Annotated in this window: 12 protein-coding genes and 2 pseudogenes; 9 read left to right on the top strand and 5 right to left on the bottom strand. The window is 62.4% G+C overall.

The window, feature by feature from the left end; all coding sequences use genetic code 11:
- The 5 genes and pseudogenes from BLV67_RS14515 to BLV67_RS14500 form a co-directional block, all read left to right on the top strand.
- Window positions 1–269, top strand: a pseudogene (locus BLV67_RS14515) (IS110 family transposase); the annotation flags it as partial.
- A 188-nt stretch (window positions 270–457) separates the two neighbouring features.
- A complete protein-coding gene (locus BLV67_RS14510) occupies window positions 458–1,747 on the top strand; it encodes a M18 family aminopeptidase (protein WP_017137857.1) in 1,290 nt (429 codons plus the stop codon).
- Window positions 1,748–1,956: 209 nt separating this feature from the next.
- Window positions 1,957–2,133, top strand: a complete 177-nt coding sequence (locus tag BLV67_RS32950) for a hypothetical protein (RefSeq protein ID WP_164488409.1) — start codon at window positions 1,957–1,959, stop codon at window positions 2,131–2,133.
- 72 nt (window positions 2,134–2,205) lie between these two features.
- On the top strand, window positions 2,206–4,371 hold the full coding sequence (locus tag BLV67_RS14505) for a mechanosensitive ion channel family protein (protein ID WP_065911494.1): 2,166 nt from the start codon (window positions 2,206–2,208) through the stop codon (window positions 4,369–4,371).
- Window positions 4,372–4,387: 16 nt separating this feature from the next.
- The gene (locus BLV67_RS14500; protein ID WP_069788109.1) at window positions 4,388–5,746 is read left to right on the top strand and encodes an amidohydrolase; all 1,359 of its coding nucleotides are present in this window, start codon (window positions 4,388–4,390) and stop codon (window positions 5,744–5,746) included.
- A 145-nt stretch (window positions 5,747–5,891) separates the two neighbouring features.
- Here BLV67_RS14500 and BLV67_RS14495 read toward each other — a convergent pair whose 3' ends face one another.
- The 5 genes from BLV67_RS14495 to BLV67_RS14475 form a co-directional block, all read right to left on the bottom strand.
- Window positions 5,892–6,116, bottom strand: coding sequence for an MbtH family protein (locus BLV67_RS14495; RefSeq protein ID WP_028617283.1), 225 nt, complete (start codon window positions 6,114–6,116; stop codon window positions 5,892–5,894).
- Window positions 6,117–6,198: 82 nt separating this feature from the next.
- A complete protein-coding gene (locus tag BLV67_RS14490) occupies window positions 6,199–7,611 on the bottom strand; it encodes an aspartate aminotransferase family protein (RefSeq protein ID WP_065911498.1) in 1,413 nt (470 codons plus the stop codon).
- A 175-nt stretch (window positions 7,612–7,786) separates the two neighbouring features.
- Window positions 7,787–8,554, bottom strand: coding sequence for an N-acetylmuramoyl-L-alanine amidase (locus BLV67_RS14485; protein ID WP_065911557.1), 768 nt, complete (start codon window positions 8,552–8,554; stop codon window positions 7,787–7,789).
- Between the two features lie 123 nt (window positions 8,555–8,677).
- Window positions 8,678–10,000 carry an ATP-binding protein gene (locus BLV67_RS14480; RefSeq protein WP_069788108.1) on the bottom strand — a complete coding sequence of 441 codons (1,323 nt, stop codon included), beginning with the start codon at window positions 9,998–10,000 and terminating at the stop codon, window positions 8,678–8,680.
- A complete protein-coding gene (locus BLV67_RS14475; protein ID WP_017134987.1) occupies window positions 10,000–10,680 on the bottom strand; it encodes a response regulator in 681 nt (226 codons plus the stop codon). The genes BLV67_RS14480 and BLV67_RS14475 overlap by 1 nt, the downstream gene beginning before the upstream one ends.
- A gap of 163 nt (window positions 10,681–10,843) precedes the next feature.
- Between BLV67_RS14475 and dsbD the strand changes: the two genes are divergently transcribed.
- From dsbD to BLV67_RS32515, 4 genes and pseudogenes are all read left to right on the top strand, one after another.
- On the top strand, window positions 10,844–12,571 hold the full coding sequence (gene dsbD / locus BLV67_RS14470) for a protein-disulfide reductase DsbD (protein ID WP_069788107.1): 1,728 nt from the start codon (window positions 10,844–10,846) through the stop codon (window positions 12,569–12,571).
- Window positions 12,571–13,422 carry a TlpA disulfide reductase family protein gene (locus BLV67_RS14465; RefSeq protein ID WP_069788106.1) on the top strand — a complete coding sequence of 284 codons (852 nt, stop codon included), beginning with the start codon at window positions 12,571–12,573 and terminating at the stop codon, window positions 13,420–13,422. The genes dsbD and BLV67_RS14465 overlap by 1 nt, the downstream gene beginning before the upstream one ends.
- On the top strand, window positions 13,398–14,159 hold the full coding sequence (gene dsbG, locus BLV67_RS14460) for a thiol:disulfide interchange protein DsbG (protein ID WP_065911508.1): 762 nt from the start codon (window positions 13,398–13,400) through the stop codon (window positions 14,157–14,159). The genes BLV67_RS14465 and dsbG overlap by 25 nt, the downstream gene beginning before the upstream one ends.
- A gap of 124 nt (window positions 14,160–14,283) precedes the next feature.
- A pseudogene (locus BLV67_RS32515) lies at window positions 14,284–14,391 on the top strand (thiol:disulfide interchange protein DsbG); the annotation flags it as partial.
- Between the last annotated feature and the right edge of the window lie 17 nt (window positions 14,392–14,408).

The following is a 14,408-nucleotide window of genomic DNA, read 5'->3' as shown; positions in this document are numbered from 1 at the left end:
CGCTGAAGCAAGCCGCCTCTATTGCACGTAACGACAAAAGTTTTATCGGTGCCAGCCACCGAGCGCGCCTGACCCGGATGGACACCTGTTGCGCGATTAAGGCGACAGCGCATCAACTGGCACGACTGATCTACGCGATGCTGACCAAAGGTCAGCCTTATGTTGAGAAAGGAATAGAGGAATTTGAAGAGCGTAGCCGGGACCGGCAACTGCGCGCCTTGGAGCGCAAGGCGCGAAAGTTGGGGTTGCAGCTGGTTAAAGCGGCTTGATTTTTAAGAGCAAAAACAATGAGTTATTTTTTGTTTGATAAGAGCGGGCTTGCTCGCGAATGCGGTGTATCAGATACACATTCAGTGACTGACACACCGCATTCGCGAGCAAGCCCGCTCCCACATTTGTTATGTGCAGTTCTCGCCACCGAACGGTAAACTCCGCGCATTGCTGTCTGGAGCTATTTATGCGCGAAGCGTTGAATCAAGGCCTGATCGACTTCCTCAAGGCCTCCCCTACTCCTTTTCATGCCACTGCGGCCCTGGCCCAGCGCCTGGAAGCGGCCGGTTACCAGCGTCTCGACGAGCGCGAAACCTGGGCCACCGAGGCCAACGGGCGCTATTACGTCACCCGTAACGACTCCTCGATCATCGCCTTCAAGCTCGGTAAGCATTCGCCGCTGCAAGACGGCATCCGCATGGTCGGCGCCCACACCGACAGCCCGTGCCTGCGGGTCAAGCCCCAGCCGGAGCTGCAACGTCAGGGCTTCTGGCAGCTGGGTGTGGAAGTCTACGGCGGCGCGCTGCTGGCACCGTGGTTTGACCGCGACCTGTCGCTGGCCGGCCGCGTGACCTTCCGCCGCGACGGCAAGGTCGAGAGCCAACTGATCGATTTCAAGTTGCCGATTGCCATCATCCCCAACCTGGCCATTCACCTGAACCGTGAAGCCAACCAGGGTTGGGCGATCAATGCCCAGACCGAGCTGCCGCCGATCCTTGCGCAGTTTGCCGGTGACGAGCGGGTGGACTTCCGCGCCGTGCTCACTGAGCAACTTGCCCGCGAACACGGCCTGAACGCCGATGTGGTGCTCGACTACGAGCTGAGTTTCTACGACACACAAAGTGCTGCGGTGATCGGCCTCAATGGCGACTTCATCGCCGGCGCGCGCCTGGACAACCTGTTGTCGTGCTACGCCGGCCTGCAAGCCTTGCTCACCAGCGAAAACGACGAAACCTGCGTGCTGGTGTGCAACGACCACGAAGAAGTCGGCTCCTGCTCGGCCTGCGGTGCCGATGGCCCGATGCTGGAACAGACCCTGCGCCGTCTTCTACCGGAAGGTGAGGAATTCGTACGCACCATTCAGAAATCTCTGTTGGTGTCGGCAGACAATGCCCACGGCGTGCACCCCAACTACGCCGAGAAGCATGACGCCAACCATGGCCCGAAACTCAACGCCGGCCCGGTGATCAAGGTCAACAGCAACCAGCGCTACGCCACCAACAGCGAAACCGCCGGGTTCTTCCGCCATCTGTGCATGGCCCAGGAAGTGCCGGTGCAAAGCTTTGTGGTGCGCAGCGACATGGGCTGCGGCTCGACCATCGGCCCGATCACCGCCAGCCACCTGGGCGTGCGCACCGTGGATATCGGCTTGCCGACGTTTGCCATGCACTCGATTCGCGAGCTGTGTGGCAGCCATGATCTGGCGCACCTGGTGAAGGTGCTGGGCGCGTTTTATGCGAGTCGCGATTTGCCCTGACATCAGGGGCTGAATGCGGTCAAAACTGTGGGAGCGGGCTTGCTCGCGAAAGCGGAGTGTCAGTCAATTCATCTGTAACTGGCACACCGCATTCGCGAGCAAGCCCGCTCCCACAGTTGGTTATGTATAAACCTGACCCATATCACTCCAACTTTCCACAATCCGACCTAGACTTGTCAGTATTCCCACTCCGACAAGGCCGTCGCCCCATGATCTCCATGTCTTCATTCCACGCCATGCTCATTCCCATCATCATCGGCATGATCCTGCTCGCGACCGGCTTCAACTTTCGCGACAAGCCCGTGGGTGTGTTTGGCATGTGGATCGGCATGCTGTTGATTCTCGGCACGGTGGTTTACAAGATCCTCGCCAAACTCGCGGAATAACAAATGCACTCGCATTGGGCATAGCGGCCTCGTACACTCGGTCAATTCGTCGTTTTCAAGGTTGACCGCCTCGTGCTTTCCCGTCTGTTTGCCCTGCCCTGCTATTTTCTGATCGCCCTGCTCACGCTGCTGCCCCTTGCGCCGGCACACGCCGTGAGCCTGCCCGGCCTGCTGGGCAGCACCAACAAGACCCAGCCCCAGGCCGATGTGCCGCTGGGCCAGTCGCTGGACGAAGTGATCAAGACCCTGGAAAACGACCAGCAGCGCACCCAGCTGCTGAGCGACCTGAAGAAGCTGCGCGAAGCCACGCGAAAAGCCCAGCCCGCGACCGAACAAGGCGTGCTCGGCCTGATCGGCAGCACCCTGGCCGGGCTTGAATCCCAGTTTTCCGGGGCCGACAGCCCGCTGGGGCGCTGGTCCAACGAGGTCGACCTGGCCAAGGATGAACTCACGGCGTTGATGCTGCCGGCCACCGAATGGCTGCCGATCATTTTCGGTTTTGCCGTGATCCTGGCAGTGTGGAGCCTGCTCGCCGCCGCGCTGATCTGGCTCAGCCACCGCGTGCGCGAGCGTTTCGGCCTGCCCGAAGAACTGCCGCAACACCCGCGCACCTGGGACATGGTGCGTTTCGCCCTGCGTAAATTAGGGCCATGGATGATTGCGTTGATCATCACGGTTTACCTCAGCTACGCGCTGCCTTCGTCCCTGGGCAAGTCCCTGGCGATGGTGCTGGCCTATGCGCTGGTGGTCGGCACCTGTTTCTCGGCCATCTGCGTGATTGCCTTCTCGGTGCTCGATGGCCCGCACCGCCACCGGGCGCTGTATATCCTGCGTCATCAGGCCTTTCGCCCGCTGTGGTGGATCGGCAGTTTTGCCGCCTTCGGTGAAGCCTTGAGCGACCCAAGGCTGGTTGCGGCGCTTGGCCAGCATCTGGCCCACACCGCCGCGACCGTCGCCAATGTGATGGCCGCGCTGTCCACCGGCGTGTTTATCCTGCGCTTCCGCCGCCCGATTGCGCATCTGATCCGCAACCAGCCGCTGTCGCGCCGCCTTACACGCCGCGCCCTCACCGACACGCTCTCGATTATCGGCTCCTTCTGGTACATCCCGGCGCTGTTGCTGGTGGGTATCTCGCTGTTCGCCACCTTCCTGTCGGCCGGCGACACCAGCACCGCACTGCGCCAATCGCTGCTGTGCACGGTGTTGCTGGTGTTGTGCATGGTGATCAACGGGCTGGTGCGCCGCCATGCGCTCAAACCGCAACGCGGGCACAAACGCCACGCGCTGTACTCCGACCGCCTGAAAAGCTTCGTCTATACCCTGGCCCATCTGGTGGTGTGGCTGGTATTCATCGAGCTGGGCCTGCGCGTGTGGGGCCTGTCGATGATTCGCTTCACCGAAGGTGACGGCCATGAAGTCAGCGTCAAGCTGTTCGGCCTGGGCGGCACGCTGCTGTTTGCCTGGCTGATCTGGATCCTCAGCGACACCGCGATCCACCATGCCCTCACCCGCTCGCGCAAAGGCCTGGCCAATGCACGTGCGCAGACCATGATGCCGCTGATCCGCAACGTGCTGTTCGTGACCATTTTTATCATCGCCGCCATCGTCGCCCTGGCGAACATGGGCATGAACGTCACGCCGCTGCTGGCCGGTGCCGGTGTGATCGGTATCGCCATCGGTTTCGGCGCACAGTCGCTGGTCGCCGACTTGATCACCGGCCTGTTCATCATCATCGAAGACTCCCTGGCGATTGATGACTACGTGGATGTCGGCGGCCACCTCGGCACCGTCGAAGGCCTGACCATCCGCACCGTGCGCCTGCGCGACATCGACGGCATCGTGCACACCATCCCGTTCAGCGAAATCAAGAGCATCAAGAACTACTCGCGGGAGTTCGGTTACGCGATCTTCCGGGTGGCGATCCCCTTCAACATGGAAATCGACGACGCCATCAAACTGATGCGTGATGTTGGCCAGAAAATGCGCAACGACCCACTGCAACGCCGCAACATCTGGTCGCCGCTGGAGATTCAGGGCGTGGAAAGCTTTGAGTCCGGCAGCGCGATCCTGCGGGCGCGCTTCAAGACCGCGCCGATCAAGCAGTGGGAAGTGTCACGGGCGTTCAACCTGTCACTCAAGCGCCAGCTGGATGAAGCCGGGCTGGACCTGGCGACACCGCGCCTGAGCGTGCAGGTGGTGACCGCCGGTACGGTGCAGGAGAAAGATCAACAACAATAAACAAGGAGAGGTCTGTATGCGTTTGAACGGTCTGACACACCCATGGGTTTTCGGCATGCTCTGCGGGCTCGCCAGCAGCGCGGTGATTGCGGCCAGCAATGGCCAGGGCAATGACCTGGAGAGTGCCCGGGAAGCAATCGCCACCCAAGCCAAAATCCTCGAACCGGCGTTACTGGAAACCCGCCGCGATATCCACGCCCACCCCGAGCTGGGCAATACCGAAACCCGCACCGCCGAACTGGTCGCCAAACAACTGCGCGACCTGGGCCTTGAAGTCAAAACCGGCGTGGCCCGCACCGGCGTCGTCGCCATTTTGAAAGGTGCGCTCCCCGGCCCGACCGTGGCCCTGCGTGCCGACATGGATGCGCTGCCGGTCAAGGAAGTCGCCGACCTGCCCTTCGCCTCCAAAGCCAAAGGCACCTACCTGGGCAAGGAAGTCGACGTGATGCACGCCTGCGGCCACGACGCCCACACCGCCATTTTGCTCAGCACGGCGAAAATCCTTACTGGCATGCGCGAGCGCCTGCCCGGCACCGTGGTGTTTTATTTCCAGCCGGCCGAAGAAGGCCCGAGCGACTTTATCCCCGACGGAAAAAACACCTGGGGCGCGAAAATGATGGTGCAGGAAGGCGTGATGAAGGCGCCCAAACCGGACGCGGTGTTCGGCCTGCATGTCTGGGCTGGTGTGCCTGCCGGGCAGATCGCCTATCGCCCTGGCCCGACCCTGGCCAGCTCCGATGACCTGCGCATCAAGATCCTCGGCAAACAGACCCACGCCGGCCGCCCGTGGGACGGCATCGACCCGATCACCGTCGGCGCGCAGACCATCGTCGGTTTGCAAACCGTGGTGAGTCGGCGCACCGACATCTCGTCATTTCCGTCGGTGGTGAGCATCGGCACCATCAATGGCGGCACCCGCTACAACATCATCCCCGAGTCGGTAGACATGAGCGGCACCCTCCGCTCCTACGACTACGGCATTCGCCAGAAGCTGCACGCGGACGTGCGCCAGACCGTGGAGAAAATCGCCGAAAGCGGTGGTGCCAAGGCCGAGGTCACGATCATCGAAAAATACGACCCGACCATCAACAACCCGGCACTCACCGAGAAAATGCTGCCAAGCCTGCGTTGGGCGGCCAAGGATGATGTGGTGCAAGGCCCACTGGTGGGCGGCGCCGAGGACTTCTCGTTTTACGCCAAGGAAGCGCCGGGGCTGTTTGTGTTTCTGGGGGTGACGCCGAGGGATCAGGACATGAGCAAAGCGGCGCCGAACCATAATCCGGGGTTCTTCGTGGATGAGTCGGCGTTGGTGGTGGGGGTGCGGACGCTGGCGTCGTTGGCGACGGATTATCTGTATACCAACACGCAGCAGTAAGGCTTTTCTGTGGGAGCGGCGGTGCGACGATTCGACTTGCTCGCGAATGCGGAGTGTCAGTTAACGCAAATATTGACTGATCCGACGCATTCGCGGGCAAGCCCGCTCCCACACAAGCCCGCTCCCACAGTTGATCTGGGGTGTGTCAGCCGGCCAGCGCAGCGCCATCCATCTTCTGGCGCAGGCTCAGCGGGCGCATGTCAGTCCAGACTTCTTCGATGTAAGCCAGGCACTCTTTCTTCATGCCGCTCTTGCCCACGGTGCGCCAGCCTTCGGGCACAGCCTTGTAGTCGGGCCAGATGGAATACTGTTCTTCGTGGTTGACCACTACCTGAAACAGGATGTCGTCGCGGTCAAATACTGAGGTCATTGCTGTTCTCCATCGCTGAAAAGCCGGCTGCGCACCACGCGCAGCACTGATATCTGTAGAAACGTACCAGGCCCGCTAAAAATTAGACGCTGGCGACCGCTGCCGTCAGCGCGCGCCCGAAGATCTCGGCCACGCGGTCGACTTCAGCGGCAGTAATCACCAGTGGCGGCAGGAAGCGCACCACGCTGCCGTGCCGGCCGCCCAGCTCCAGGATCAAGCCACGCTTGAGGCATTCGCGCTGCACCCGCGGCGCCAGTTGGCGATGCACCGGCGGGTGGCCCTGGGTATCGGGCGTGCCGTCGGGGTCAACCAGTTCAACGCCCAGCATCAGCCCGCGCCCACGAATATCGCCCAAGTGCGGGAAGTCGCGTTGCAGGATGCGCAGGTGCTCAGCCAGGCGCTCGCCCATGGCTGCCGCGTGGCCGGCCAGGTCGTGTTCCTTGAGGTAGCGCATCACCGCCGAGCCTGCCGCCATCGCCATCTGGTTACCCCGAAAAGTCCCGGCATGGGCGCCCGGCAGCCAGGTGTCGAGCCAGTCGCGATACACCACCACCGCCAGCGGCAAGCTACCGCCGATGGCCTTGGACATCACCACCACGTCCGGGATGATGCCCGCATGTTCAAAGGCAAACATCTTGCCGGTACGACCGAAACCACTCTGGATTTCATCGACGATCAAGGCCACTCCGGCCTGCTCGGTGATGCGGCGCAGGCCGCGCAACCAATCGAGATCGGCCGGGATCACACCGCCCTCGCCCTGCACCACCTCGACAATCACCGCCGCCGGCAAGAGCACGCCGGCTTCCGGGTCGTTGAGCAGGTTTTCCAGGTAATGCAGGTTGACCCGCACGCCTTCCGCGCCGCCCAGGCCGAATGGGCAGCGGTAGTCATAGGGGTACGGCAAAAATTGCACGCCATTACCCAGCAGAGCGCCCAAGGGCTTTTTCGGCCCCAGGCTGCCCATCAGGCTCAGCGCGCCCTGACTCATGCCGTGATAACCGCCCTGGAACGACAACACCGTGCTGCGACCGGTGGCGGTGCGCACCAGCTTCAACGCGGCTTCCACCGCATCAGTGCCGGTGGGGCCGCAAAACTGGATTTTCGCTTCCTGTGCAAGCGTTGCCGGCAACAGGCCAAACAGATCCTGGACGAATTGGTCTTTGACTGGCGTAGTGAGGTCGAGCGTGTGCAGTGGCAGCTCGTCGCTCAGCACCTGCCGGATGGCTTCGATCACCACCGGGTGGTTGTGGCCCAATGCCAGGGTGCCAGCACCGGCCAGGCAGTCGATGAAGCTACGGCCTTCAACGTCTTCCACGTAGATGCCCTTGGCCCGCTTGAGCGCCAGCGGGATACGCCGAGGATAGCTGCGGGCGTTGGATTCCTGCAGGCGCTGGCGGGCCAGCAGCGGGGTTTCTTCGAAGTGGTAGAGCGTTTCCACCGGTGCTGCGCCTGCATGCACCGGTGCGTCTTCGATACGGCTGGTAGCGACTGACATCTCTCGATCCCTCAATACGCGGGTAGGGGTGACCAAACGGGCGATCCGCTTAGGTGCGGATTTCATGTTCTGGAGACGCACCAGCGCTGGGGGGATTTAGGCTTGTTGTGGTTTTTGATCAAAAGCGGGACGCAGAGCGTCCGGGGCGGCATTCCCACGCTGAGCGTGGGAACGATCAAATCCCCCGGTAGCGCTCATTCAACGCATACAAAATCGCACACGTCTCCCCATCCAGCACTCCGCCATAATCGCGCGGCCGAAAGTGCATCTGAAACGCCCGCGTCCGCCATTCAAACGCTTGGCGATTCCAGGCCGGCTTATACCCAAACCGCTGAAACGCCCGCTCAACCTCCACCTCCGGCGGCAACCCCAGGCAAAACCGCCGCTGGTACATCGCCCGTGTTGCCTCATCAAACCAGGCGCCGATCCCGGCCTCGAACAAGCACCGCCAGGGCAACCGAGGCCCCGGATCACTCTTGCGCCAATACGCCACATCCGAATGCCCGAGCACATCCATAGGCCCCACTTGCGGGTAACGCTCAAGAATGTCGCGAACCAACGCGATCAACGTAGCAACCTGCTCACGGCCATACTCGGGAAAGGTAAACACTCCACCATCGTCGCGCGCCAGATTGACAATCTCGATGCCAATAGCACGGCTGTTGAGGTGATCACGCCCACCCCAATGGCTAACGCCGGCATGCCAGGCACGCTTATCTTCGTCCACCAGGCGAAACACCCGCAGCTCGTCATAACCGGCAGCGTGGTAGCTGGGTTCATCAGGATCAGGGAGCAAATAGTGCGCACTGACGCCCCCTCGGGTCAGCGTGCGTAAAGACGTTGCAAAGGGCGCTGCGGTGTAATGCAGGATGATCTGCCGCACGGGTTCGCCGTTGCGTTGATTAAAATCCTGGGCGGGGAAACTGCTGTCGATCACTAACACAAGAACCATCCTTTTCAATACAGGCCGAGTCATTCAGCCCGTTCAAACGCAAAAAAATTACCGCCATCCTGAAGGGATGGATTTCAGGCTGGCGGTAACTATTTAAGGTTTGAAGAAAAGTGTTCAGCGCCGCAGCGGCATGCCCAAGTCGACCCGCAGGCCGTCCGGTTGACTGTCGAATTTCAGCGAGCAGGAGCAGCGCTGCACAATGGCTTGCACGATCGCCAGGCCCAAGCCACAGCCCTCGCTGCTGCCATTGCGCCAGAAACGTTGGGTGAGGTATTGCAGGTCTTCAGCAGAAATCTGCTTGCCATGGTCGCGCACGCGAAACACCACGGTGTCGGCGCTGGTGAACACGCTCAGCTCAACGCGAGTGTCGCCCGGCGTATGGCGCAACGCGTTATCCAACAGGTTACGCAGGGCCGCTACCGCCAGCGCCACCGGCATCTCCACCGGGGATTGTGTGAGGTTTTCCGCCAGGATCAGGTCGATACGGCGGTTATCACCCGCATTGGCATCCTGAATCGCCAGCCGCGCCACTTGTTCGGCGCTTGACTGCAAGCCATCGTCAAACGACAGGCTGCCCTCGACCCGCGCCAGCAGCAGTAACTGCTCCAGGGTGCGATGCAAGCGGTCGGCGCCCTCTTCGGCGTGGGCCAGGGACTGGTCCCGGGCCGCGCCGTCGGTCATGCGGGCCACTTGCAGGTGGGTCTTGATCGCCGTCAGCGGGCTGCGCAGTTCGTGGGCGGCATCGCCGGTCAGGCGGCGCTCGCGCTCAATGGTCTTGGCGATGCGCTGCAACAGTTGGTTCTGGGTGTCGAGCAGCGGTTTCAATTCGCTGGGCAGCGGGTGAATCTGCAGCGGTTCGAGGGAATCGGCACTGCGGCGCATCAGGGCATCACGCATGCGGTTAAGGGGCAGCAGACTTTGGCCGATGCCCAGCCACAACAGGCACAGGCAACCCAGCAGGGCCACGCCCACCGGCACCGAGGCCGCCAGCAGGATCGACAGGTTCAGCGCCTCACGCTCCACATGGCGGTCGGCGGTGGTGATCAGCAGGTCGCCACGGGACAAGGTGAAGCTGCGCCAGCCCACACCGTCAATCATCTGGTCGCGAAAGCCGCTTTTGCGCGACTCCAAACCTTCATCCGGGGTCATGTGGCTGCGCGCCAGGATTTCCCCGCGCAGGGAGCTGACCTGGCAGGCCATGCCGCCTGGCACGTTGAGTTGTTCAGTGCGCAAATGCGTAGGCGCGCCGCTCACACTGGCCAGGCCGGGCATCTGCTCGGTCAGCCCGGCCACCATGCGCGCCGATGCCACCAGGCGCTGGTCGAGGGAAAACATCATCTGGTTGCGCAGATCGTTGAGCATCCAGGCAGCTGCCAGGACCCAGATCAACACAAAAGCAGCGCCCAACTTGAACGTCAGGCGCAGGCGCAAACTCATCACGACGCGTCCTCTCCCCCATCCGCCGTGCCCAGGCGATAACCCAGGCCGCGCACGGTTTCGACGATGCCGTTACCCAATTTGCGCCGCAGGTGATGGATGTGCACGTTGAGGGCGTTGCTTTCCAGTTCGTCGTTGAAGCCGTAGACGCTGTCTTTGAGTTGCTCGCTGGACAGCACGCGGCCCTTGTTATGCAACAGCGCCTGCAACAAGGCTTGCTCGCGACGTGACAGGTCGACCGGCTGGCCGGCCAGGAAGGTTTCGCGGCTGCTGGGGTCGTAGGCCAGTTGGCCATGTTCGATCAGGTTGACCCGACGCCCCGCCACCCGACGCAGCAACGTTTGCAGGCGTGCGGCAAGTTCACGCAGGTCGAAGGGCTTGAGCAGGTAGTCGTCGGCACCGGCTTGCAGGCCGTCGACACGGTTGGTGACCGAGTCGCGGGCGGTGAGGATCAGCACCGGAATTTCCAGGCCCTGGCTGCGCTGTTGTTGCAGCAACTTGAGGCCGTCTTCATCGGGCAAGCCCAGGTCGAGCACCATGATGTCGAACGTGGCGGCCTTGAGCATCGCGCGTGCGGCGGCGGCCGAGGCCACGCGCTCGACGGTAAAACCCTGGGCGCCAAGCCCGGCCACAATGCCGCTGGCGATCAGTTCGTCGTCTTCACAGACCAGTACGTGCATGGTTAACCCTTCAAGAAAGATGGGGGAATTAAAGGTCGGGCGGATTAAGCGCCGATTATGCCGTGAAAACCGACAGGCTCAGTTTAGAATAGCGCCCGGTTAATCATCGGTTAATCAACACCACACATTGTGTGCCTAACTTGCATCGAACTAAGGCTTGACCATGCGGTATCTGTTTACCTTTCTGCTGGTGTTATTCGCAGGGTTCGCCCAGGCCGCGCCGGGCAATCCATTCGAGACCAAACCCGATTTCCTGCCGGTGGGCAAAGCGTTCACCTTTACCTCCGAGCGTCTTGAAAGCGGCGAAACCCAGCTGTATTGGCAGATTGCCGACGGATATTACCTTTACCAGCAACGCATGAAGTTCGACGGCCTGGCCGAAAAACCCGTGCTGCCGCAAGGCGAAGCCCATAGCGATGAGTTTTTCGGCGAGCAGCAAGTGTACCGCCAGGGCCTCGAAGTGAAGATCCCGGCCGGTGCCACCGGCCAGGTCAAGCTCGGCTGGCAGGGCTGCGCCGATGCGGGCCTGTGCTACCCGCCGCAGTCGATCACCGTGGACCTGGGCGGCAACCCGGCCGTAGCGGCCACCGCACAAGCCCAGGACCAAAGCCTGGCCAGCGGCCTGCAACAGCGCAGCCTGGGCTGGAGCCTGCTGGTGTTCTTTGGCCTGGGCCTGCTGCTGGCATTTGCCCCGTGTTCGCTGCCGATGCTGCCGATTCTCGCGGGCCTGGTGGTCGGCAGCGGTGCCAGCCCGCGTCGTGGTTTTGCCTTGGCCAGCAGCTACGTGGTGTGCATGGCGCTGGTGTATGCGGCGCTCGGCGTACTGGCCGCGCTGCTCGGCGGCAACCTTGCCGCCCTGCTGCAAACGCCGTGGATCCTTGGCAGCTTCGCCGCGCTGTTTGTGATCCTGGCCTTGCCGATGTTCGGCTTCTTTGAACTGCAACTGCCGGCTTTCCTGCGTGATCGCCTGGACAACGTCAGCCGTCAGCAAAGCGGCGGCAGCCTGGTCGGCGCCGGGATTCTCGGTGCGCTGTCCGGCCTGTTGGTCGGCCCGTGCATGACCGCACCACTGGCCGGCGCCCTGCTGTATATCGCCCAGAGCGGCAACGCGCTGCACGGCGGTTTGATCCTGTTCGCCATGGGCATCGGCATCGGTATTCCGCTGTTGCTGCTGGTGACCGTGGGCAACCGTTTCCTGCCCAAGCCGGGCACCTGGATGAACGTGCTCAAGGGTGTCTTCGGTTTCCTGTTCCTCGGCACCGCCGTGCTGATGATTCGCCCGGTGGTCGGCGAAAGCCTGTGGCTCGGCCTGTGGGGCGTCTTGGCGCTGGTGATGGCCTACTGCGGCTGGACCCTGGCCCGCGAATACGGGCTGGCGGCCAAGGTATTCGGCGCCGGCTCCCTGGTGCTGGGCCTGTGGGGCGCAGTGCTGGTAGTGGGCGCGGCCGGTGGCAGCGACGACCTGTGGCAACCGTTGAAGGTCTACAGCGGCTCGAAGATGGCTGCTGCGTCCAGCGCCCACGACGCCTTCATGACCATCAACGACCCGGCCGTGCTGCAAAGCCAGCTCGACAGCGCCAAGGCCCAGGGCCAATGGGTGCTGGTGGACTACTACGCCGACTGGTGCGTGTCATGCAAGATCATGGAAAAACAAGTCTTCGGCCAACCCCAGGTGATGGACGCCCTCAAAGACGTGCGCCTGTTGCGCCTGGACGTCACCGCCGACAACGCCGCCAGCCGCGAACTGCTCGGGCGCTACAAGGTGCCGGGGCCACCTAGCTTCGTGTGGATCGGCCCGGACGGTGAAGAACGTCGCGCCCAACGCATCACCGGCGAAGTGGATGCCGCCGCCTTCCTGCAACGCTGGACGCAAACCCGAGACGCGCGCTGATGCTGACCCTGACCATCGGTACGTTCGCCATCGCCCTGAATCACATCCTGCTGATCAGCGCGCTGATCCTCGCCACGCTGGTGGGCTGGCGCGTGGCCAAGCGTGGCGGTGAAAACCCCGAATCGGTGCTGTTCAGCCTGTTTTTGCTGGGCATGCTGGTGGCACGCTTAAGCTTTGTACTGATGTACTGGAGCGACTACAGCCACGACCCACTGCAAATGGTCGACCTGCGCGACGGCGGCTTCCTGCCCTGGCCCGGCGTGATCGCACTGGTGCTGGGCGCCGTGTTCTACGGCTGGCGCCGCCCGGCCATGCGCACCCCGCTGAGTGCCGGGGTGGTCACCGGGCTGGTGTTCTGGGGCCTGACCAGCGTGTCCCTAAGCCTTTACGACAAGGGCTCGCAACTGCCGGACATCACCTTGCGCAATGCCAATGGCGATGTGGTGCAACTGGCCGACTACAAAGGCGGCCCGCTGGTGATCAACCTCTGGGCCACCTGGTGCCCGCCGTGCCGCCGCGAGATGCCGGTGCTGGAGCGTGCGCAACACCAGCGCCCGGACGTGACCTTCCTGTTCGTCAACCAGGCCGAAAGCATGCAAAGCGTCAGCACCTTTCTCGCCACCCAGGGCCTGACCCTCGACAACGTGCTGTTTGATGCCAGCGGCCGCCTCGGCCAGGCCGTGGGCTCCATGGCCCTGCCGACCACCCTGTTCTACCAAGCTGATGGGCGTCTGATCAACAGCCACCTGGGCGAGTTGTCCCAGGCCAGCCTGGCCCGTGCCATGGAACCCTTCGACACTGCCCCTGCTGCCACAAGGAAACCGACATGCCAAGACTCCGCCACCTGCTGACCCTGCTGCCGCTGACGCTTGCGGCCACACTGGCCCAGGCCGAAGACTGGCCGGCGCCGATCAAACAGATCGAAGCCAAGGGTGCCAAGATCCTCGGCAAGTTCGACGCGCCCAGCGGCCTCACCGGCTACGCCGCGCAATACCAGAACCGTGGCATGGCCCTGTACCTGACCGCCGACGGTAAAAGTGTGCTGGCCGGTAACCTGTACGACGCCCAAGGCAATGACCTGAGCAGCGCGCCCCTGGAAAAACTGGTGTACGCGCCGATGGCCAAGGAAGTCTGGGCCAAGATGGAACACAGCAACTGGATCCAGGACGGCGACAAAAACGCGCCGCGTATCGTCTACCTGTTCAGTGACCCCAACTGCCCGTACTGCAACATGTTCTGGGAACAGGCACGCCCGTGGGTCAAGGCCGGCAAGGTGCAATTGCGCCACATCATGGTCGGCATCATTCGCGAAGACAGCCCAGGCAAATCCGCCGCGCTGCTGGCCGCCAAAGACCCGCAAAAAGCCCTGGAAGCACACGAAGCCGCCGGCAAGGGCAGCAAATTGCAGGCGCTGGACAAGATCCCGGCAGATATCGAAGCCAAGCTCGATGCCAATATGAAGTTGATGGAAGAGCTGGAACTGTCGGCGACGCCGGCAATTTTCTATCGTGATGACAAGGGCGGCTTGCAGCAACAGCAAGGCGCGCCGTCGCCAGACAAGCTGGTGAAGATTCTCGGACCAAAATAGCCCATCAGATCGTTCCCCACGCTCTGCGTGGGAATGCCTCAGGTGACGCTCTGCGTCACGCTTTGGGACGCAGAGCGTCCTGGGCTGCATTCCCACGCGGAGCGTGGGAACGATCAGTGAAGCTCTGTCGGCGACGCCAGCGATTTTCTATCGGGATGACAAGGGCGGTTTGCAGCAACAGCAAGGCGCGCCGTCGCCGGACAAGCTGGTGAAGATTCTCGGCCCGAAATAGCCCATCAGATCGTTCCC

The sequence above is a fragment of the Pseudomonas salomonii genome, from assembly GCF_900107155.1.
Classification (GTDB): Bacteria; Pseudomonadota; Gammaproteobacteria; order Pseudomonadales; family Pseudomonadaceae; genus Aquipseudomonas; species Aquipseudomonas salomonii.
Note: the sequence above shows the minus strand (reverse complement) of the source record. Positions and strands in the feature narration are given on the sequence as shown.

Excerpts from the sequence above, each read along its gene's own strand:
- dsbD (WP_069788107.1), top strand. The coding sequence starts at position 10,844 with ATGCGGTATCTGTTTACCTTTCTGCTGGTGTTATTCGCAGGGTTCGCC.
- BLV67_RS14510 (WP_017137857.1), top strand. The coding sequence starts at position 458 with ATGCGCGAAGCGTTGAATCAAGGCCTGATCGACTTCCTCAAGGCCTCC.
- dsbG (WP_065911508.1), top strand. The coding sequence starts at position 13,398 with ATGCCAAGACTCCGCCACCTGCTGACCCTGCTGCCGCTGACGCTTGCG.
- BLV67_RS14500 (WP_069788109.1), top strand. The coding sequence starts at position 4,388 with ATGCGTTTGAACGGTCTGACACACCCATGGGTTTTCGGCATGCTCTGC.
- BLV67_RS14490 (WP_065911498.1), bottom strand. The coding sequence starts at position 7,611 with ATGTCAGTCGCTACCAGCCGTATCGAAGACGCACCGGTGCATGCAGGC.
- BLV67_RS14495 (WP_028617283.1), bottom strand. The coding sequence starts at position 6,116 with ATGACCTCAGTATTTGACCGCGACGACATCCTGTTTCAGGTAGTGGTC.
- BLV67_RS14475 (WP_017134987.1), bottom strand. The coding sequence starts at position 10,680 with ATGCACGTACTGGTCTGTGAAGACGACGAACTGATCGCCAGCGGCATT.
- BLV67_RS32950 (WP_164488409.1), top strand. The coding sequence starts at position 1,957 with ATGATCTCCATGTCTTCATTCCACGCCATGCTCATTCCCATCATCATC.
- BLV67_RS14480 (WP_069788108.1), bottom strand. The coding sequence starts at position 10,000 with ATGAGTTTGCGCCTGCGCCTGACGTTCAAGTTGGGCGCTGCTTTTGTG.
- BLV67_RS14465 (WP_069788106.1), top strand. The coding sequence starts at position 12,571 with ATGCTGACCCTGACCATCGGTACGTTCGCCATCGCCCTGAATCACATC.